Raw genomic sequence first — 19,926 nt, 5'->3', positions numbered from 1 at the left:
GGTTGTCGAGTGCTAATACATAAAGCTTTGAAAAAAGCATCACAACATATTTAAAGGAGGCTATTTTTTCATGATCAGACCTTTAGGTGAACGCGTATTGGTAGAACCGATCGAACAAGAAGAAACTACGGCATTCGGGATTGTACTTCCTGACTCTGCTAAAGAAAAGCCGCAAGAAGGTAAAGTTATTGCTGTAGGCAGTGGCTCCCTGAAAGACGGCGCACGTGTACCTTTGGAAGTTAAAGAAGGCGACCGCGTTATTTTCTCCAAATACGCTGGAACAGAAATCAAATACGAAGGTAAAGAATATTTGATTATGAAAGAAAGCGACATCCACGCGATCTTAGGCTAATGAACGCCTGAATATATCTTTGTTTCACTATTTCATAATCCACTAGGGAGGTATGTAATACCATGGCAAAAGACATTAAGTTCAGTGAAGACGCCCGTCGCTCGATGCTTCGCGGTGTAGACGCTTTGGCAAATGCAGTTAAAGTAACACTCGGACCGAAAGGCCGTAACGTGGTTCTTGAGAAGAAATTCGGGAGTCCGCTCATCACGAATGACGGTGTAACCATCGCTAAAGAAATCGAGCTGGAAGATGCATTCGAGAACATGGGTGCTCAGCTTGTTAAAGAAGTAGCTACCAAAACCAACGATGTTGCCGGTGACGGTACAACAACGGCAACGGTTCTGGCTCAAGCTATGATCCGTGAAGGTCTGAAGAACGTAACAGCTGGCGCAAACCCAATGATCATCCGCAAGGGTATCGACAAAGCGGTTAAAGCAGCTGTGGCTGAACTTCAAAACATCGCAAAAGAAGTTAAGAACCACCAGGAAATCGCTCAAGTCGCTTCCGTATCCGCAGCTGACGATGAAGTTGGTCAACTGATTGCAGAAGCGATGGATAAAGTGGGCAAAGACGGCGTCATCACCGTTGAAGAATCCCGCGGCTTCTTGACGGAGCTGGAAGTTGTAGAAGGTATGCAATTCGACCGCGGCTACATCTCTCCATACATGATTACCGATACGGATAAAATGGAAGCTGTTCTTGAGAATCCATACATCCTGATCACCGATAAAAAAGTAACCAACACGCAAGAGATCCTGCCGATCCTTGAAAAAATCGTACAGCAAGGCAAACCGCTCGTTCTGATCGCGGAAGACATCGAAGGCGAAGCGCAAGCGATGCTGATCGTGAACAAACTGCGTGGAACGTTCAACGCTGTCGCTGTTAAAGCTCCTGGCTTCGGTGACCGTCGTAAAGCGATGCTGCAAGATATCGCTGCATTGACTGGCGGCCAAGTGATTACGGAAGAGCTCGGTCTTGACCTGAAAACAGCTTCCATCGATCAATTGGGTACCGCTCGTCAAGTGCGCGTAACCAAAGAGAACACAATCATCGTGGATGGCGCTGGCAACAAAGAAGACATCGAAGCTCGCGTGAAGCAAATCCGCAACCAATTGGAAGAAACCACTTCCGATTTCGATAAAGAAAAACTGCAAGAGCGTCTGGCTAAACTGGCTGGCGGCGTAGCGGTTATCAAAGTCGGCGCGGCTACTGAAACGGAATTGAAAGAACGCAAACTGCGCATTGAAGATGCCCTGAACGCAACTCGCGCTGCGGTTGAAGAAGGTATGGTATCCGGTGGTGGTACGGCGCTCGTTAACGTATACAACGCTGTTTCTGCTGTTCAAGTAGAAGGCGACGAGAAAACAGGCGTGAATATCGTTCTGCGCGCTCTGGAAGAGCCAATCCGCACGATTGCAGCAAACGCTGGCAAAGAAGGTTCTGTTATCGTAGAGCGTCTGAAAAAAGAAGAGATCGGTATCGGCTACAACGCTGCTACGGATGAGTGGGTGAACATGTTCGAAGCAGGTATCGTTGACCCTGCGAAAGTAACGCGTTCCGCTCTTCAAAACGCAGCTTCCGTTGCGGCGATGTTCCTGACAACCGAAGCGGTTATCGCTGACAAGCCAGAACCAGAAAAACCAGCTATGCCTGATATGGGCGGCATGGGTGGAATGGGCGGCATGATGTAACAATAGGCCCCAAAAGCCTGTCATATCAATGAAAAAGAGACCCCGAGGGGTCTCTTTTCTTGTATAAGGTCACAAAAAGGTCACATTCCTTGCGAGGAGAGGCCAGCTAGGATGTCTGCAAATTGAATGTTCATCTTGCTCATCGATTTTTCTCGCATCTTTTCAGTCACATGGGTATACACTTGCAAAGTTGTTTTTGGATCATCGTGACCGACCCGTTTCATTACTGTTTTAAGGTCAACGTCTGCTTCAGCCATCATACTGATGTGTGTGTCGAAAGATATGAGGTGTTGCCTTTTTACTGATTGATGTTTTTCGAATTAACCGTTCCATACGACGTATCACTGTTTTCTGAATAATTGGATAGCCATCATCGTTACAGAACACAAATTTTTCATCATGATAATTTGGATTGAAATTATGGACGGTCATTCTGAGCTTCTTCTGCTCTGTAATATGCCTTTTTATAAGTTTCATGATTACTGGATCCACGTCGATTGTCCGGATTGAACCAATTGTTTTTGGTGGAGTAAGCTCATATTTAATATAATTGTTATCCGGTTATATAATGTTTTCGTGATCCTTAACTGATTTGTATCAAAGAAGAAATCAGTTTCTTTTAAAGCAATCATTTCGCCTGGTCGCATTCCCGTGAAAGCTAACAGGTGGAACATCTCTTTATCGAAGGGCAAGCCATGTTGATTCACTGTGGCTAAAAACTCAGCTAGTTCTCTCCTCTCAAGATATTTTTCTTCGATAGGATTTTTTTCGATCTCTTCAACGGTTAATGGTTTCTCCTGTATTTTTGCGCCAGTAGCGGGGTTATCTTTACGGTATTTTTCTTTGATTGCATATTAAATATCAAATTGGCCGTGACGTGTACACCCTCAATGTGCGACTTCGAATAGCCCTTATCATATAGATCATTTAATATATGTTGGTGCTTTTTAGGCGGAATTTTATCAATATTTACTGCTGCTATATATTTGTTCAAAATAGCTAATGAATTTTTGCGGAGTCTGATAGTTCCTTTCCTTACTTTCCCCCTTGAGTATTCTTCGAGCCACTCTAATGCGACTTTTTTGAAAGGGAAATTCTTGACCTTTTTAGTGTCGATACCATCTTCCTTCAATGAATGGATCGCTTTATCGACTCGTTCTTCGGCTTGTTTTTTCGTATCTCCTCGACGTTTGATTTGGTTACGTTTTCCGGTGACAGGATAGGGCGGGCCATCCTTTATACATACCCACTAAATCCTTGTTTATTTTTTGCTGGTACCTTGAAAAAGCTAGCCACTATTCCATCGACCTCCTAAAATAATGCCCCATGAAAATTCAAGATCTGATCAATATCTTTTCTATGTACGATGAATTTGTATGCTGAATTATAATATCTGCTTGCGAGATGGCTCAGCCTTAAGCTAATACGTCCATCACTGGTATAGTCCAAGTCATGAAATTTGACCGGTATGGAATCAGAGAAATATTGCAACTCATTTTCCTCTATTCTTTCGAACGGTCCTCCTAAATCGAAGAGGAGCTCTTCTTGTGACACCAACGTCTCTTTGTCGACTTGAATAATGATTTGGGAAGGTTCTATATAATCTCCGGCTGGATCATAGTATGCATAGAATGTTGTCTCCCCGAGACTTGCTTGTGTTTCTTCAATGGCATGGTTCGTTAAGAGCTGCCTGGCTGTCTCAAGAATTAGTATTCCTTGAAGTTCTCTTCGCTGGATTTGTTCAAGCTTCCGTTTCGCCAACTTTAAGGGCACTTTGAAAGTAGATGATAGAAATTGCACACCCTCATCTTGGCGATCGGGTATTTTTAGCTTGGATATCATATAGAAAGGCATAGACGCATATAACACAAAGTTTTCAGCTTCAGCTTCTTGACCTTCTCGGAAGAGTGCGGGCATTTTACGTTGATCACCTGCATGTCGTAACACATGACACAATTCGTGAAAGAAAATTTTGCGCTGCTGTAAACCAGTTAATCGTTTATCAAGAATTATGATTTTTTCATTGTTATCAGAAACTGATTTGCATGTATCGTACCTCAGGTCAACATCAAATGTTTCTGCGATACGATCAATATCCAGTAGTGCTTCGGCACTCCAAAATCTATGCAATCTGTAGTGTTTAGATATTGATTTCTCAAGTGTCGTCTCTTGATAATGGGAAAATAACATAATTGCACCTCTGATTAGAATGTATGTTCGGTTTAGTTGTAAAAATAATAGCCGTTTCCGGCTATGAGGGACGTTTAGGTTATTTGCTTTTTATATCTTTCGTTAGGTTCTGATTTGTCCCAGGATTCACCTTTCTTGTTAGGAATGTATGTTCGTATCATGAGTAAAAAGAAAAGCCCGATGGTGGGGCTTTTTGGAACTAAGAAAGATTAAATAAAGCGCTCTGCAGTTAATATCAATTTTTCTTTATGAGGTATCAAATCTGCAATATCATCGAGGGCAATTGTGGTTTTATCATCATCGTTAAACTGGATCATCGTGGTTTGCAGAAGAACGATTTAATTATCGTTGCAGCGCGTCCATCGGTCGGAAAAACAGCCTTCGCCTTGAACATCGCTCAGAACGTGGCCGCCCGTATTGAGGAACCTGTCGCTATTTTCAGTTTAGAGATGTCAGCCGCACAGTTGGTCACACGGATGGTCAGCGCAGAGGGCAATCTCCAGGCAAGTAGGCTCAAGATGGGTGATATGGGGTCCGAGGATTGGACCAAGATGGCAGCAGCTGCTGGAGCCTTAGGCGGAACGAATATCCTGATAGACGATTCCCCAGGAATCACGGTTCATGACATTCGGTCGAAATGCCGCCGGTTGAAGAAGCAAGAAGGGCTTGGGCTGATTGTGATTGATTACCTGCAATTGATCTCCGGTACCAGTCGAGGCCGTGGAACGGAGAATCGGCAGCAGGAGGTGTCCGAAATCTCCCGGACTTTGAAACAGTTGGCGAGGGAACTGGAAGTTACAATCATCGGACTTTCCCAGCTCAGCAGGGGGGTAGAGCAGAGACAGGACAAGCGGCCGATGATGAGTGACCTTCGGGAATCCGGTTCGATCGAGCAAGATGCCGATATCGTTGCGTTCTTATACCGGGATGACTACTACAATCAGGAATCCGAAAAGAAAAATATCATCGAGATCATCATCGCTAAACAACGGAATGGTCCAGTGGGTACTGTGGAGCTGGTGTTCCTGAAGCAATTCAATAAATTCGTCAATTACGATCGGGTGCATTCGGATCCCGGTCCGCAGCCACCAAAACAAAACAAGGTGGCCGATATCAATAAGCGCCGTTGGGCGTGAATGGAGGAAGGATGATGGGGAGTCCATGGAGCAAGTGGAGCGTGTTCGAATACATGAGACATCGGTTCATGCACACTGGCAGTGTTCCTGATCGTCAGGAGCTGCTTATAGAGTTTTCAGACATGGAATCTTCAGAGATTGATGAGGGTGTCAAAGAATTTCAGCTCGCTATCGAGATAGGAGGCGGGAAGCTTGCGCAGTGAAGTTCGAATCGATCCGTATTTTCAGGATACACCTTATGACATCATCTATGACGATAAAGGACGTTTAATCGGAGAAGTTTTTGTACTACTAGGTGTAGCACGGAAGGAAGGGGTAGTTAGAAATGAAGCTTATGGCTATAGACCACGGAACAAATTACGCAGGATGGGCAACCATGGGACGCGGAAAGCCCCTCGATTTCGGGATCCGGGATTACAGCAAGATAAAAATGCCAGACGTACTTGATGCGATATATCAGGATACATTTCGAATGCTTAAGCAGGAAAGGCCTCATGTGCTCATTTTAGAAAGGCCAGTTCATTTCAAAAATGCCAATAGTGTGCTTGCTTTGGTAGGAGCTTATTCCATGGTTACGTTGGCAGCCCTACATCTTGGTGTGAAGATCGCAGAAGTGCGTCCGTCTGAGCTTAAAATGCAAACTGGTAAGGGAAATGCAGACAAAGAGACAGTCGCTATTGAAATGCAGATGTTGTTTGATTTGGATTATGACGAAATTGCGATACCAGTTTTGTACAAAAGAGATGATCCAAAAGGGAAGTACAAGACTGGGGATGTAAGAGAACGGCTATTTGATCCATCAGATGCTATTGCTCTTTGTTGGGCCTATCATCAAAAATTCATTAAAGGAGCTGCTTAAATATGATTAAAAACTTCGCCAAATTCACTGCAACTATGGGAAAAGGAATTAAAGTCGGGGATTCGGATGTTGAAATCAAGTTGACTTTGCCCCTCAAAGTGGTTCAAGAAAATTTCTTGTTCTTGAGTACCAACCAAGGTGAGAAGATCAATGTTTTCCTGGGAGATCCGCAGGCTGCCTTAGACTTTGGGGACGATGAGGAAGACATGTATAGACCTTGGACAGGACGTCGAGTCACAACAGATGCTTCCGGTGTGGTGACATCTGTTGAGCAGTCGGATGAGCAAAAGGATGAAAATCAGGTTGAACTGGACTTCGAAGAATCCGGAGAGGGAGCTACTGAACACAGTGATGGAAAAGCTGAGGATCCTGCAGGGGACCCACCGCCGGCAGAGGAAAGCAGCGAACTGAATGATGAAAAGGAAATCATGGGTGAGGGTTCAACACAAGAAGGTTCTGATCTTCCGGAATGGATGCAAGAACAGCAACATGAGGAAAAATCGGATGGGCAGGAAATGACCTTCGAGGACTCTGATCAGGATACTGCAACTGATGGTGTTTCTGAGGCTGAGGAGACTCAGGCATTCGATGAAGAGATTAGCAAGGAGGAGCTGGAACAGTTCATCCTGAAAGAACGTCCTTCCTTCGAAGATATCCCGTTGGATTTCCCATTGTTCTTGGAAAAGCGTCTGAATGAGGGTAAGACATGGGTTGAGATTTCAAAGATTGCTGGCATCCCTTCTAGCCAAATTCAACCGAAGTGGAAGAAGTATAAGGAAATGGTCACCAAGATGATGAGAGACGGTGGAGCCGCTTAATAGCATTCAAAGTCAACAACCCCGGTCGCAGCAGACCGGGGTACCTAATTACATGGTTTTAACAGAACGTCAGTTCTTGTGGGATGGGGAAGCAACATGAAAACATCGGTACCTAATCGTGAAAATGAATTGAAGGGGTCACCCCCGAGTAAAGTCATGAACTATAAGCTTTGTCCGGATGAGTTGGCACAGATTGTTGGAAAACCCATTCCAGCATCGCATAAGAAGCCGATCAAGTTCAGAACTAGAAAGAGTAGTGAATCAACATGAGGAAAGGTATATCGGGATTAAATAGTCATCAAAAACGATTCATTGACTGCTTTAAACAGATCACCTATAAGCAACAAAGTTGGCAGGTTTGGAGTGATTTCATATACATGTCCGCCTGTGCTATATCCAACCGATTTGATAAAGAACGATTTGCGGAGCGGGAAAAGTATTACTTAGATCGGATAGGTAGGTATGATGCCAAAGAACAAAGGCTGTTTCCTGAATTATTCGCATCCGTTGTGGATGCACTGGATGCAGATCATGAACAAGATTTTCTAGGCAACTTGTTTATGCAACTTGAGCTCAGCAACCATTGGAAAGGGCAATTTTTTACACCGTATCTTTTGTGCAGGCTCATGGCAGATATGCAACTTGGAGAAATTGACGGCCAGATAAGTAAGAAAGGATACATCAGTGTCAATGATCCTGCATGTGGGGCAGGAGCAACGCTCATCGGCTTTGCAAATGCAGTCATGGCTAAAGGCATCAATTATCAGGATCATATTCTTTTCGTTGCCCAGGACATCGACCAGACTGCTGCACTTATGTGCTATATTCAGCTGTCACTGCTCGGATGCCCTGGATATGTGGTTATAGGGGATACATTGAGCAATCCAGTAATAGAAGACTTAAGGGATCATGATGTCTGGTATACTCCCCTCTTTTTCTCAGACGTTTGGCATTACCGGAGAATCTTCAAAGCAATGGACAAGATGATTGGCGGAGGTAGAAAAGAGATCAATGGAAAAGCGAAGATAGAAGCTATTAAACCAATAAAGGCAACACAAAAAGCGAATCAGGATGAGCAACCACTGCAGCTAACCCTGTTCTAATCCCAGGAAAGAATCTTCTCACAAAGGAGATGATAGGATGGCGATTTCACCAAAAGCAATTCAGCTGATTGATCAGGCTTTGAATCCGCTAATTGAATCCGGCTGTCGCATTGAGCAAATCAAAATGGTCGTTGCTGCAAGTGCAGAGATTGCTGATTATGGGTTTGTTCAAACAAGATCCGGAGCATTGCGAGTGGAGCCGAATAACTTTGTCCCGGGTGGCAAGGCATATCTTATTGAAGATCATTACAAAGGATTCAAGTGGGTTCGATAATACAAGGGCTGCAGCCCATCAAGGAGCTGATAACAATGAACGACTATGATGATTTCTATAGCGAACCGATTGATTTCGAAATGCAAGTTGATGAGTTTAAGTCATCGCTTATGGCCTCTGTCAAAGATGAATACAAGGCAGAAATGGCTCGACTTCGGAAAGAAAACGCTGAATTAAAGCCGGTCAAGGAACGAATGCGAGAAATCGAATTCGAACGAACTCGCGAAAAAGATGATTTGGAACGCGCAAAGTTTGATGCTTTTAGGGAAGCAAAGAAAATGCGTTTAACTGAATTACTGAAAGACTACAAGGCAATGATTTATACCGTTGATTCCAACCGAATCTATGAGCCTAAATGCAACCTTTGCGATGACAACAGACAGGTTGAGTATAAGACCCCGCTAGGAAGAACAGCTAAAGAGGATTGTTCTTGCAAGACATATACAACAAAGCACGAAATCAGAGAAGTTGCTGCATCGTATATTGAGCATTATTCGCCTGAATACGGAATTAAAGTCGGATATTACGATGAACAACGTGAAGAACGGGTCACGCCACATCAAATGTACAAAGACGGGACCTCATATGCAGCAGTAACACCGTGGACTTATTTTGAAGACAAGGAAGAAATACAGAAATACTGCGATTGGCTCACAGACAAGGAAGGGCAGGAGAGATAACGGATGAAGGCCATAACCATAATTCAACCCTGGGCGACGCTGATTGCTATCTTGGAAAAGGGCAATGAGACTCGCAGCTGGGCTACAAAGCACCGCGGCCCGATAGCAATTCACGCCGGCAAGAAGATCGATCGGGAAGCATGCGAGGTGCCAGAAATCAAGGCAGCATTAGTGCGGCATGGGTATTCAGTCGATAACCTGCCAACCGGAGCAGTTGTTGCGATTGCAAACCTAACTGAGTGTTGGTCAATCGGAACCGACTATCAAAGTGGAATGCCGCTGCTATACAACGGAACAGGCGGGCAAGACAAGCGTGTCAGTTTAAAAGAGGATAAGTTCGGTTTTTACTCCCCTGGCCGATATGCATGGGAAATGTCTGATGTGAAATGCTTGGCAGAGCCGATTCCTGAAAAGGGTATGCAGGGACTCTGGAATTGGGAGGGAATGTCGGCATGAGAGAACAAAAGAAACTGACAAATCGGCAGGCTGATGCTCTGGAATTTATCAAAAACTTTGTGAATAAAAACGGTTATCCACCCTCTATTCGTGAAATCACGTTGGGGATGAAATGCAGCTCAGCATCTACAGCGTTCAAACTTGTTGAGAAATTGGATCAGAAAGGTTACATCAAAAAGGGCGACGGTCCTCGCGCAATTAAAGTCATAAATAAAGGACGTGCAGACAAGGCAGAGCGGAGAGCAGAACGATATAAAAATCTTTTAATGGATCTAAATGATGATTTAAATGTTGTTGAAGCCCGTGAACAGATACTAAAGGAAGCGCTGGAGAAAATAGTACGACTTGGACTGGGTGAAGGTTTAGGCGGAGGATACAAATACAAAGAAGAACATCATGCAAAGGCATTGAGCATAGCAGGAACGGCGCTAACAACTCTTTACCCAAAGGAGGAAGAACATGGATCAGCCAAAACCAATTTGTGACCTATGTGAGGAAAAAGAAGCAGTGTGTGTGATGAAAAACCAAGTGAATGGAAACAAAATGAAGGTCTGCTCGGATTGTTATAAAGATTTCTGGGGAAAGTGACACCGAAAGATCAGAAAATAAATAAGACCCCCTAATCCTTGGCCGGGTCGGGGGTCAATCGGTAATATATTCCTCTCACCGATTATATCACAAAGGGGATTGAGGGGAATGGCGATGGCATGGGGACAAGGGGAACTTTTCGCTAAAGCATCTGAGGATGAGATCCAAACGACGGAATTCTACCTCAGCAATTTTAAATCCATGCAGCTATTCATGAGCGACTTCGAAAAATACCAGAAAGAATTAGCTCAGGTAGCAATTGACGGAGAAGCAGCTCGTCGCATCGATCAGGAAGATCTCCATGCGGATAAGACGGCGAACGCTGTAATCTTGACCGAAAAACAGAAGTGGGTTTACGGACAATATAGAATTTATTCTTCAATGATACGTAGAGCCCACAGTCAGATTCTCGAAGACGAAGTAAAACAAGCGATCGACCTTCGATTTCTGCAAGGGTACAGCCGGAAGGAAACCATTTTGTTTATGAAGCGCGGCGTTGCGCATAGCACCGTGGACCGGCGGATCAGCGAAGGCATCGAGAGCATGGCCAACACGTTAAAGTTGATGCGATTCTTTGAGGAAATATGCAAAGAATTTTGACGACAAAGTGGGGGAAATCGGGAAATGCTGAAGACCACCTGATGATTTGGCCATGTTACGATAGGAGCATAGAAAAAGGCGAGAATGACACGCACGGCTGCATGAATGCGGCATATGACCGGGGCGTACCTCTTCTCTTTTCTTCTATTTAATTATTCGTGAACAAGAGGTTTCTCAATTATCAGGATCATTAGCGATTTGAAAGTATGCTTCATTTCTAAAAATTCATCTAACGATACGATCATCATTGATTACACATGAGGATTAATAGTTTAATATTCAAAGGCAAAAAGGAGGGAGGGTCGTCCCTCAGTCAATTTTGGTGACTTTCGTGACACCCTCTCAGTGTTTAGGGTACTTCAATTTTCAGTTTCTTTTGAAAAAGTTATATAAAAAATAATCGATGCTATTATGCAAATTATTACAGATAAAAGAATGAAAACATCTTGCATCATTGGTGTTAAATCCACCAAAATAAGAGATAAATTTCCTAATATCGAACCTATGGGTAAAGAAACTAGAAGTAACAGAATGGTGATAATCCCTATTGTGTGTTTACGCTTATTCATCTTACTGTTTTGTCAAGACTATAAGACACGAAACGGGTTGGCTTATTATAGTTGCCAGTTTTAGTTTCAGTAGCAATTACCTCTTGGGTTATAGTGCTGATGGCGTCTCTAATTTGTCTCCAGGTACCCCGCTCCTCATAAAACTTCATTCTGAATTCTCTTGTATTATAAATAGAGGATTCAGGTGGTCCTGAGTATTTTGTTCCTTTTGTGTATTGTGCTGTAATAGTTATTTCGGCACCGATAGCACCCTTATCCCAAGGAGAACCTGAAATAGAGCCTTTTAGAGAACCTGTATATGTCTGGGATAATGTTACGTCCTCACCTTTAGCCACAGAGAATTTGAATTCATCTTTGACAAGTACATCTGACTGAGTAACACTTTTGCTAGATGTAATCCTATAAACATATGTTGGAGGAAGAAGGGCCGATGGTGAGTTATTACTTTGTATATTTCTATCTTGAACGCTTTGAACTTCACCATATTCATAAATAGTAATTAATCCAGCATCAGGATTGCTTTCTTTCAAATCTTGAATGACTTCCTGTGGTATGGATAGACCATTGGGGTTTAATACTATTGTTTCTTGGATTTCGTTTGCACTAGCCAGTGGTGTAAGTGGTGTGATCGCCATAAACAAAGAAAGCGAAATTAATAAAACAGCTTTTTTAAACATTTTCATCCTTCTTTCGTTTAGAATTGAAAAAAATTAAATCTTCGGGGAAAAATCAAAACAGAATTTCTATAACAATGTATTACCTAGCGACCTCCTTTCATCTTTTTTTTGAATTATTATGTAAAATATAGTAAGTCGATTATATTATACCAAATAGATAATGTAATTCAATTTAAATTTAACACAAATAATGGAATTCGTTTAAGAAATAGGAATGAACCATGGGTTGGAATCTGATTTTTTATTTGATCTCTCATCTGAAATAGCTACTATATCTATCAAAAGATATTTTGGTATTCGCCAGTCCACTATCATATATACGCTTCATAGTGGTTCCAATAGAGTGATGTAAACCTGGCTCGAAATAAATAGATATTAATAGCAAACACAATGAAAATGGCCAATAGAGCTTTTTATTAGTAATTTTGGCTTTTGACTTGTCAAATCGAACCTCAGTAAAATGGTCATGTTCTTCCTCTCTAGATACTAAGATTAATTTTGAAGTAAGTGAATATTAGAATTATTAAGTCGTCCATCCCTGGGCGGCTTTTTTATTATGGCTTTAGCCAGTTGAGTGCGTGAAACGCGCGAAACAAAAAACCACCCGCTATGCGGGTGGAGGGATTGAGGGTTTGACCACTGAGACCATTCCAATAAAATTGAGATGTTCAGGCTCAAAGAAAGGAATGGTTTCAAATGGCAACCAAGAGCTACAGCCTAGCTCACACAAAGTGGATGTGCAAATACCACATTGTATTTACCCCGAAGTATAGACGGAAAGAGATCTATAATCAAGTAAGAAGAGACTTAATAGAAATTTTCAAACGCTTATGTAAGTACAAAGGAGTAGAAATTATAGAAGGTCACATGATGCCCGATCATGTCCATATGTTGGTGGTTATCCCACCGAAAATTTCAGTGTCATCATTCATGGGATATCTAAAGGGGAAAAGTTCGTTAATGATCTTCGAGAAGCATGCACAACTAAAATATAAATACGGGAATCGAAAATTTTGGGCAGAAGGATATTATGTGAGTACAGTAGGTTTGAATGAAGCAACAGTAGCGAAGTACATTCGTGAACAAGAGGCACATGATCAAGCCATGGATAAGTTGAGTGTAAAAGAGTACGAAGATCCATTCAGCAGCAACAGGGGCAAAAAGAAATAAACCAGTTTAACTGGTAAGTGAAAGTGACAAATAACAATGAGCCTGAACAGAGTTATGGTCAGGCTAGCGTCTTTAGGCGCAGTTTGGCAACAAGGGGTTATACCCCGAGAGCAAACCACCCGTTGGACGGGTGGTCATGATTTTGCCTGAAGGGAGGTGTCATATGGCTAAGGTTACAAAGGTGGAGCTGCAGATCGATCTATCTGCACCCGTAGAGGAAATCGCAGCTGTTGTGAATATTATGCTTGATGCTCATCCAGGTCGGCAGATCGAAATCTTAGAAGCAGTTGATCTTGCGATCGGCGAGGCCCTCGCCAAGTTGCAATCATCTGATAAGCAAGAAGAATAGGGAGAGAGTAGGGGAGGGTAAAGAGATGGACGGTGTACAAACAGAAATGCTTCAGCGAATTACCCGTGTTGAGACCAAGGTTGATAACATGGATGAAAAGTTAGATAGAGCAATTCAGGCGAACGAAACGGCTGTTGAGGCTCTGCAATCCGCAAAGTCAGCTCACCATAGATTGGATAAAATTGAAGACAATCAAAAATGGCTCTGGCGTACGTTTGCCGGGGCTTTTGTTTTGGCAATAGCCGCATTTATTATCGCCGGTGGTCTTAAATAAAATTGAGAGGATGAATGAATATGGAATGGAACATGATTTTTGAATTGATCGATCCGCGGCTGCTAATCGTAGTGGCGGCATGTTGGGTTATTGGTGGGGTTCTGAAGAAAACTCCAAAGGTTGCGGATTGGAGCATCGTCTACATTGTTCTGATCGTTGCAGTGTGGCTTACAATCGGGATTCTTGGATTTTCAGTTGAAGCCGTTATTCAGGGGATTCTCTCCGGAGCTTTTGCGATATTTGGTCACCAGGCAGTGAAGCAGACGAAAGAAGGGATCAAGTCATGAAGAAGGTATGGATTGATGGCGGCCATGGTGGTAAGGATTCGGGAACATCCGAAAACGGGCTACGAGAAAAGGATATTGTTCTAACACTTTCTCTTGAAATCAAAAAGCAGCTGGAGCGTGATTACGATGGAGTACAGGTAGAACTCTCCCGGTCAAAGGATGTATTCCTTGAGCTCAAAGAGCGGACCGACGCGGCTAACAAAGCAGGTGCGGATTTACTGGTTTCCATCCATTGTAACGCCGGTGGTGGAGCTGGCGGTTTTGAATCCTTCAGGTATTCCAATGCTTCAGCAGCTTCCCGGTCCATGCAGAACCTGCTTCATACCGAGATCATGGCAGCCTTGAAGTCTTATAACGTGACTGATCGTGGTCAGAAAGCGGCGAACCTGCACATGTGCCGTGAATCCAAAATGCCGGCAGTCCTGACTGAAAACTTGTTTATCGATGTGGCAGACGATGCAGCCAAGCTGAAGCGCCAGGACGTCATTGTTGCTTTTATCGATGGCCATGTAAACGGGATAGCGAAGTACCTGGGTTTAAAAAAGAAGGAGGGAAAACCACCAGTGGGCAACCCAACGAGTGATGTTAATGTGGTTAGTCCATGGGCAGCTGCGAATTGGGAAGAGATGATCAAGAACGGTTATGTGGACGGTAGCCGACCGGGTGCACCAGTTACACGAGAGGAAGTGGCAGTTATGATGAATCGATTACGTAAGAACTTTTTAACTTTGATTGTTGGGTGTAATGAACAAATTAGTGAGGTTAAAAAGCAATTAAAGATAATTGAGAAAGAGAAGTGACGTGGGATTCCAGCTAGTTCAACAACTGGATGGAATCTATGGTAATTCCAGAAAAAAACATGTAATAAAAATACATCAGAAGAATATATATGTAAAATTTATAAATTCCTATATACAAAAAAGGGGAATTATGCTAAATTAATTTTAGAAATTCCAATATACATACTTGGTTTTAAAAATGTTTGAAATGCTGGCCAGCTTTCATAATAAAATTCTCATTCTTGAAAGGCAGGTACATTTATTTGAAAAAGAAGCTACTTACTCTACTTGCAATAACATCTTTATTCAGCAGTTTAGCAGTTGGAAGCGTTGGAGCCTCAGGTTTCGAAGAAGTAGCGCCACAAGCAGGAGATGTTTTGTTGAACCCAACTGAATCCAACAATTATAAGGTGTTGACTGAAGAGGAATTTATCCAACGTAAAGCAGAACTAACAGGGAAATCTGTAAGTGAAATTAGGAAAGCAGAGAGCAGCAAGGTAGGAATACAATCTACTAGTACTGAATACCGTGAATACTACTACCTTATACATCTTGGAGGAAGTATCTACGCTAAAGCTGGGGTTCTGACTACAGTAACTAGATTCCAATTTAGCAGTTCAGTTTACTATAGATTCAAAGAAGTTCATGAAGATTCAGCATACTTAAGTCCTTATTCGGGTGGTACCTTTACCATTAACAAAAATTATGTACAACCGATTTTGGAAAACGATAGAAATCTCGTAATAGCTGTAAGTGGATATGCAGAGACATCTGTTACAAACGGACGCTCACAAGGTTTAAGTTTGAGTGGCGGAGAGTTGGTACAGATCGGATGGTCTGGATCCTCGTCCTCAGAGACAACTTATTACTCGAGAAAACATTTCAATGTGTCCGACAGAATCACTCTGCCGTAGTGTTGCCTTTCACATATCTGAACACTAACGAAAACACGTGATGAAATCCGATAGCATCGGTAAAAAGAACCTCGCTGGTGGTCATAGCCCCGTCAAGTAGACAATAAAAAAAGAGAAATTTTATTAAGCGGCGACTTTCTCCCGAAACTCAATCGGGGAGAGGTCGCCCAGTTTGTTTTGGAAACGTTCCTTGTTGTAAAACAAAATGTACTCCGTGATTTGGCTCCTGGCTTGCTCCAGATTCTGAGGCTTCTCCAAATACAACTTCTCCGTCTTTAAGTGGGAGAAGAACGACTCAATACAAGCATTGTCATAGCAGTTCCCACGCCTGGAATGGCTTCCTGTTAGCTTCTTCTCTTCACAATCTCGTTGTTATACAGATCCATCACCACCGAGAGATAAGCAAACTCATGTCCAATCCGGACATACGTAATATCCGTCACCAGCTTCTGCTCAGGAGCCGTAGCCCTAAATTCTCGATTCAAGACATTACGAAACAGGACTGACGGTTTCCGGCCAGCAAAGGGACGCTTCTTGCGAATCACGGAGCGAATATGAAGTTCTCTCATCAAGCGACGCACCTTTTTGTGATTCACCACCAAGCCTTCTTTTCCTAAAGCAGTTCGCATACGTTTGTAACCGAAATAAGGACGAAGCCGATGAATGCCCAAAATGTGTGCTTTCAGATCCGCATCCCGGTCTGCTCGTTTCTCTCTAAGGATAGCGTTCTTTTTCCATTTGTAGTAACCTGCACGTGAAATTTCAGCGATCCTACACAGCCAAACCATGGGAGCCCATTTGCTTATTTCTTGAATGGACTGGCACCGGGCTTCGAAATCCAGCTTCCCTCCCCGTGTAAGTTCGGATTGAGCTTTTTTAGATATTCTACCTGCGCTTTCAGATAAGCATTTTCTTCTTCTGCACTGCTAAAATGCTTCTTCGTCCAGCGTCCCCGGTAATCCTCAAAACTCTCTCCGTTCTGGCTTTTACGTACCCATGTGATAATCTGGCTCTCACTTTTAATTCCAAACTTCTCCATAATCCGGCTGTACGCCCAACCTTCTTCCACTCGCAAACGAACGGCCTCTTTCTTCGTTTCTTCACTATATCGATTAAAAGTTTGACCTTTCTTCGCTGGCATAACAAAAATCCCCTCCGGTATCCAGTGTTTGAGTTCATTGTAACATGTCCTCTTTTTTCACTGTCTACCATCAGGGGATAATACCACCGAGGGGTCTCTTTTCTTGTATAAGGTCACAAACATATATATGTCTTTAAGAGCAGTAGCATTTACACTGTGATGTAGCTACAGTCTGTTAAATTTTAGTTGAGATAGGGAACCATCCTGGAGTATTGATGATTTTCAGCCATAACGAATCCGCAATCCCTAATTTTTCTTGATCATTTAAAGTTAACCCTGTACGAATTTCGTTTTCCTTACCCAGAGTTACTTTTTCAACCCAATCTGGATCGATAATCAGTTCTCGCCCAAGCGCAATAAATGGAACTCCCGATTGTAACGCTCTAAGCGCCTCGTCGGGCGTACGGATCGATCCTACGCCGATAAGGGGAACTCTTTGTTTCACGAGCTCGTTAATAATCTCCATTCTGGAGCGATTGTCCTCTACGCCACGTCTAGGTTTAGACCAAAAATCCATTAAAGAGACATGCAAATAATCCAAATCTTTATTTGCGAGGGCGTCCACCAATATAAGTGTGTCGGCCATGGTAATACCGTGCGCCAACTCTTCTTCTGGCGATAACCGATACCCCACAAGAAACGGCTGTTTTGCATACTCATCCGCCACTTTTATTACTGTATCTACAACAGCGAGTGGAAATGCCATACGTTTGTCTATATTTCCTCCCCATCGATCATCGCGTCGGTTTGTGTATGGGGAGAAGAATTGTTGAATAAGAAATCGGTTTGCCCCATGAATTTCCACACCGTCGAAACCAGCCTCGATTGCCCTGCGAGTGCTATCGCCAAATGCTCGAATAATGTCCACAATTTCTTTCTCTTGGAGTTCTTGAGGGATCACGCTCGATCCTTCTTTAGCAACCGCACTCGCACTGACAATCTCACGGTTCGGTACCAATTCTGGCGAACTTTCGCGACCACCATGAAAGATTTGCAGAATGGCTTTTGCCCCGCGCTTCTTAATGGCTGTTGCCAGGCGTTGTAAACTTGGGATCACATCATCGCGATCAGCCGCTAATTCGCCGCCAAATACCTTGGAGTTGGGTGTGATTATGGTGCTCCCAGTGACAACGATTCCAACTCCATTTGAACGACTTTCGTAATATGCGATTAACTCATCAGATACTGTACCGTCTTGCTTAGAATAAGATATTGTCATCGGTGCATGAACGATACGGTTTTTTACTTGGATACCATTCTTAAAACAATACGGCTCCATTAAAGGCTGATATTTACGGTCCATAGATGTACACTCCTATTTTTTAATCATTGCAGTTCCAATCTGATGCGCACTAGGCGCGGTTAACCGCGTGAAATGTCACGTCGATTCGAGTCCAATATACATTTCCTCCTTTATATGGTCAGGACATTTCTCCCTGTTAGAGCTCATCATAAAAGCTGGAGTCGAATCCAAGTCAAGATGCGAAAACAAAAGAGGTGCCCGGGGAAAAGAGGTAGGAATAAGTTTGACTTGGAGTCGGATCCAAGATGTATAATGGTCAAAATGCAATCTCGGGAGGGGACGAAGTGGAAGAACTAACATATACGATCAAGCAAATCGCCGAGCAAACCGGAATTTCCGAGGATACGATTCGATATTACGAAAAGATTAAGCTACTACCTCGGGCGGATCGGAAGGAAAACGGGCATCGCGTCTATAGAAAAGAAGACTTCTATATGATCAAGCTGATATCTTGCCTTAAAAAAACGGGCATGCCGCTCGAGGCGATGCGGCCGTTTTTGGCGGCCTCAGCCAACACGGATTCCGCGGAATATACGGAGTTGGTGGATCAATTAAAAAGCCACCGAGAAAGTATCGTGAATCAAATCTCCTCACTTCAGCAGATCGTTGATTTTATTGATATCAAGCTGAAGGAAGGGAGACCTCGCCAGGAATGTTCAGAACAAAGTCAAGGTGAGGCTTTAGAAGCAGAAAAGGAGAAAGCAAAAACAAAACCCATTTCCGTCGTGGAAATGAGTTATTTTTCAGCATCTGCTAAAACGGACAGGGTACGAAATTCGATCAGATAGGTATGAGCTTGATCTGCTTAGCTGCGCCTTCATTGACGAGTGTCGAATCAAAAGTATCATACATCCTTAATATCACCGGACTAACTTCTAATCATTTTCTAAATTGACCGAGCCGCTGTCTCTCGGGTCGGTTATTGTTTTGCGAGCTATGAGATCTCCTTCTTCATTGAAGCCCTCGATAGCAAAAGGTGTGGAAATGGCCGTGGGCAAAAACACGAACCAGATCATTTTTTCATTTCCCACGGTCGCCAGTTTAGCTTGATATGTACCATTATTCTGACTCTTGACAGTTACATGCTTGATCGAAGGATTCAGAATATCTCCAAAAACCATGGGAAAGGGGGTTGAGATATGATCTAGTTTAGGCATGCTCATATAGTTGAATGATGATTTTGATTGTAGGGATTCACTGATCCCGAATCCCCCGCCCCAAACCCACTTCCATCCAATCCATGTTTTTCGCACATACTCTACCTGTAGATTGCTGCTATCCGTTTGATTATATCGTCTCATAAATAAAAGGTTGCCCCCTTTAACAGGTTCTCGGTGAATGACTTCCATCGACGATGGACCTCTAAACCGTTCGACCGCTTTATCCGGGGTCTTCCCGAGTGGGATATGAAGGGTAACTTTTTGCCCGAGCGCGCGGGACATGCGCCGATCCGACAATCCTCCAGGGCGTTCCATCATATAAATTATGGCGTAGAAGAGAACGGCAGAAAGTAACATCAGTAAGGCAGTAATCCTAATGATTTGTTTGTGCTTGACTTGCATAATCCTGTTCACCACCAAGAATGTTTTTATCATAATTCCTCTGAAATCGAACAACGACTCCACCAATATACCATAATTTAGATGTTGATGAGCCGTGTATGAGAAACCAGACGTTAAAATGGCCAGTGTATCTTAGAGGGATGAAACGCCCGGT

23 protein-coding genes and 2 pseudogenes are annotated in these 19,926 nt (G+C 43.2%); 19 read left to right on the top strand and 6 right to left on the bottom strand.

The genetic code is table 11. The features are described 5' to 3' along the window. Nucleotides 1-70: 70 nt before the first annotated feature. The gene (groES, locus tag AC0VZ8_RS28015; RefSeq protein ID WP_006212454.1) at nucleotides 71-352 is read left to right on the top strand and encodes a co-chaperone GroES; all 282 of its coding nucleotides are present in this window, start codon (nucleotides 71-73) and stop codon (nucleotides 350-352) included. A gap of 62 nt (nucleotides 353-414) precedes the next feature. Further along, nucleotides 415-2,043, top strand: coding sequence for a chaperonin GroEL (gene groL / locus AC0VZ8_RS28010; protein ID WP_071222540.1), 1,629 nt, complete (start codon nucleotides 415-417; stop codon nucleotides 2,041-2,043). Between the two features lie 249 nt (nucleotides 2,044-2,292). On the opposite strand, the gene AC0VZ8_RS28005 is transcribed toward groL, so the two are convergent. Continuing rightward, a complete protein-coding gene (locus AC0VZ8_RS28005; protein WP_475487778.1) occupies nucleotides 2,293-2,475 on the bottom strand; it encodes a tyrosine-type recombinase/integrase in 183 nt (60 codons plus the stop codon). A gap of 879 nt (nucleotides 2,476-3,354) precedes the next feature. Continuing rightward, nucleotides 3,355-4,233 carry an ImmA/IrrE family metallo-endopeptidase gene (locus AC0VZ8_RS28000; protein ID WP_475485132.1) on the bottom strand — a complete coding sequence of 293 codons (879 nt, stop codon included), beginning with the start codon at nucleotides 4,231-4,233 and terminating at the stop codon, nucleotides 3,355-3,357. Between the two features lie 245 nt (nucleotides 4,234-4,478). Between AC0VZ8_RS28000 and dnaB the strand changes: the two are divergent. The 10 genes and pseudogenes from dnaB to AC0VZ8_RS27950 all read left to right on the top strand — a co-directional run. Further along, a pseudogene (gene dnaB, locus AC0VZ8_RS27995) lies at nucleotides 4,479-5,369 on the top strand (replicative DNA helicase); the annotation flags it as partial. An 11-nt stretch (nucleotides 5,370-5,380) separates the two neighbouring features. Further along, the gene (locus AC0VZ8_RS27990; protein WP_475485131.1) at nucleotides 5,381-5,572 is read left to right on the top strand and encodes a hypothetical protein; all 192 of its coding nucleotides are present in this window, start codon (nucleotides 5,381-5,383) and stop codon (nucleotides 5,570-5,572) included. 122 nt (nucleotides 5,573-5,694) lie between these two features. Next, nucleotides 5,695-6,228 carry a crossover junction endodeoxyribonuclease RuvC gene (locus AC0VZ8_RS27985; protein WP_475485130.1) on the top strand — a complete coding sequence of 178 codons (534 nt, stop codon included), beginning with the start codon at nucleotides 5,695-5,697 and terminating at the stop codon, nucleotides 6,226-6,228. 2 nt (nucleotides 6,229-6,230) lie between these two features. Further along, the gene (locus tag AC0VZ8_RS27980; RefSeq protein ID WP_475485129.1) at nucleotides 6,231-7,046 is read left to right on the top strand and encodes a hypothetical protein; all 816 of its coding nucleotides are present in this window, start codon (nucleotides 6,231-6,233) and stop codon (nucleotides 7,044-7,046) included. A gap of 266 nt (nucleotides 7,047-7,312) precedes the next feature. Beyond that, complete coding sequence (locus AC0VZ8_RS27975) at nucleotides 7,313-8,149, top strand: N-6 DNA methylase (RefSeq protein WP_475485128.1); 837 nt, start codon at nucleotides 7,313-7,315, stop codon at nucleotides 8,147-8,149. A gap of 37 nt (nucleotides 8,150-8,186) precedes the next feature. Then, a complete protein-coding gene (locus AC0VZ8_RS27970; protein ID WP_475485127.1) occupies nucleotides 8,187-8,423 on the top strand; it encodes a hypothetical protein in 237 nt (78 codons plus the stop codon). A 35-nt stretch (nucleotides 8,424-8,458) separates the two neighbouring features. After that, complete coding sequence (locus tag AC0VZ8_RS27965; protein ID WP_475485126.1) at nucleotides 8,459-9,103, top strand: hypothetical protein; 645 nt, start codon at nucleotides 8,459-8,461, stop codon at nucleotides 9,101-9,103. A gap of 3 nt (nucleotides 9,104-9,106) precedes the next feature. Next, entirely contained in the window at nucleotides 9,107-9,559 is a 453-nt protein-coding gene (locus AC0VZ8_RS27960) for an ASCH domain-containing protein (RefSeq protein ID WP_475485125.1), read from the top strand. Further along, on the top strand, nucleotides 9,556-10,044 hold the full coding sequence (locus tag AC0VZ8_RS27955) for a LexA family protein (protein ID WP_475485124.1): 489 nt from the start codon (nucleotides 9,556-9,558) through the stop codon (nucleotides 10,042-10,044). Before AC0VZ8_RS27960 ends, AC0VZ8_RS27955 begins: the two co-directional genes overlap by 4 nt. A gap of 211 nt (nucleotides 10,045-10,255) precedes the next feature. Next, nucleotides 10,256-10,747: a hypothetical protein gene (locus AC0VZ8_RS27950; RefSeq protein ID WP_475485123.1), complete on the top strand. Its 492-nt coding sequence runs from the start codon at nucleotides 10,256-10,258 to the stop codon at nucleotides 10,745-10,747. 565 nt (nucleotides 10,748-11,312) lie between these two features. On the opposite strand, the gene AC0VZ8_RS27945 is transcribed toward AC0VZ8_RS27950, so the two are convergent. Continuing rightward, the gene (locus tag AC0VZ8_RS27945) at nucleotides 11,313-11,993 is read right to left on the bottom strand and encodes a hypothetical protein (protein ID WP_475485122.1); all 681 of its coding nucleotides are present in this window, start codon (nucleotides 11,991-11,993) and stop codon (nucleotides 11,313-11,315) included. A 696-nt stretch (nucleotides 11,994-12,689) separates the two neighbouring features. Here AC0VZ8_RS27945 and tnpA point away from each other — a divergent pair. The 6 genes from tnpA (at nucleotide 12,690) to AC0VZ8_RS27915 (ending at nucleotide 15,766) form a co-directional block, all read left to right on the top strand. Then, nucleotides 12,690-13,163 carry an IS200/IS605 family transposase gene (gene tnpA / locus AC0VZ8_RS27940; RefSeq protein WP_475485121.1) on the top strand — a complete coding sequence of 158 codons (474 nt, stop codon included), beginning with the start codon at nucleotides 12,690-12,692 and terminating at the stop codon, nucleotides 13,161-13,163. Between the two features lie 163 nt (nucleotides 13,164-13,326). Then, the gene (locus tag AC0VZ8_RS27935; RefSeq protein ID WP_475485120.1) at nucleotides 13,327-13,512 is read left to right on the top strand and encodes a hypothetical protein; all 186 of its coding nucleotides are present in this window, start codon (nucleotides 13,327-13,329) and stop codon (nucleotides 13,510-13,512) included. Nucleotides 13,513-13,537: 25 nt separating this feature from the next. Then, nucleotides 13,538-13,786 (top strand): hemolysin XhlA family protein, encoded by a 249-nt coding sequence (locus AC0VZ8_RS27930; protein ID WP_475485119.1) that lies wholly within the window; start codon nucleotides 13,538-13,540, stop codon nucleotides 13,784-13,786. Between the two features lie 20 nt (nucleotides 13,787-13,806). Further along, nucleotides 13,807-14,073: a phage holin family protein gene (locus AC0VZ8_RS27925; RefSeq protein ID WP_475485118.1), complete on the top strand. Its 267-nt coding sequence runs from the start codon at nucleotides 13,807-13,809 to the stop codon at nucleotides 14,071-14,073. Beyond that, the gene (locus AC0VZ8_RS27920; protein WP_475485117.1) at nucleotides 14,070-14,873 is read left to right on the top strand and encodes an N-acetylmuramoyl-L-alanine amidase family protein; all 804 of its coding nucleotides are present in this window, start codon (nucleotides 14,070-14,072) and stop codon (nucleotides 14,871-14,873) included. Before AC0VZ8_RS27925 ends, AC0VZ8_RS27920 begins: the two co-directional genes overlap by 4 nt. Before the next feature lie 242 nt (nucleotides 14,874-15,115). After that, nucleotides 15,116-15,766, top strand: coding sequence for a hypothetical protein (locus AC0VZ8_RS27915; protein WP_475485116.1), 651 nt, complete (start codon nucleotides 15,116-15,118; stop codon nucleotides 15,764-15,766). 123 nt (nucleotides 15,767-15,889) lie between these two features. Here the strand turns inward: AC0VZ8_RS27915 and AC0VZ8_RS27910 are convergent. Both AC0VZ8_RS27910 and AC0VZ8_RS27905 read right to left on the bottom strand, forming a co-directional pair. Next, a pseudogene (locus AC0VZ8_RS27910) lies at nucleotides 15,890-16,907 on the bottom strand (IS3 family transposase). Nucleotides 16,908-17,082: 175 nt separating this feature from the next. Continuing rightward, entirely contained in the window at nucleotides 17,083-18,210 is a 1,128-nt protein-coding gene (locus AC0VZ8_RS27905) for an NADH-dependent flavin oxidoreductase (RefSeq protein ID WP_475485115.1), read from the bottom strand. Between the two features lie 284 nt (nucleotides 18,211-18,494). Between AC0VZ8_RS27905 and AC0VZ8_RS27900 the strand changes: the two genes are divergently transcribed. After that, nucleotides 18,495-18,998 carry a MerR family transcriptional regulator gene (locus tag AC0VZ8_RS27900; protein WP_475485114.1) on the top strand — a complete coding sequence of 168 codons (504 nt, stop codon included), beginning with the start codon at nucleotides 18,495-18,497 and terminating at the stop codon, nucleotides 18,996-18,998. An 87-nt stretch (nucleotides 18,999-19,085) separates the two neighbouring features. Here the strand turns inward: AC0VZ8_RS27900 and AC0VZ8_RS27895 are convergent, their stop codons facing one another. Next, nucleotides 19,086-19,772, bottom strand: a complete 687-nt coding sequence (locus AC0VZ8_RS27895; protein ID WP_475485113.1) for a hypothetical protein — start codon at nucleotides 19,770-19,772, stop codon at nucleotides 19,086-19,088. Nucleotides 19,773-19,926: the final 154 nt, after the last annotated feature.

Source organism: Paenibacillus sp. QJM3NY_38, assembly GCF_056173265.1.
This window is presented reverse-complemented; position numbering and strand designations above follow the sequence as displayed.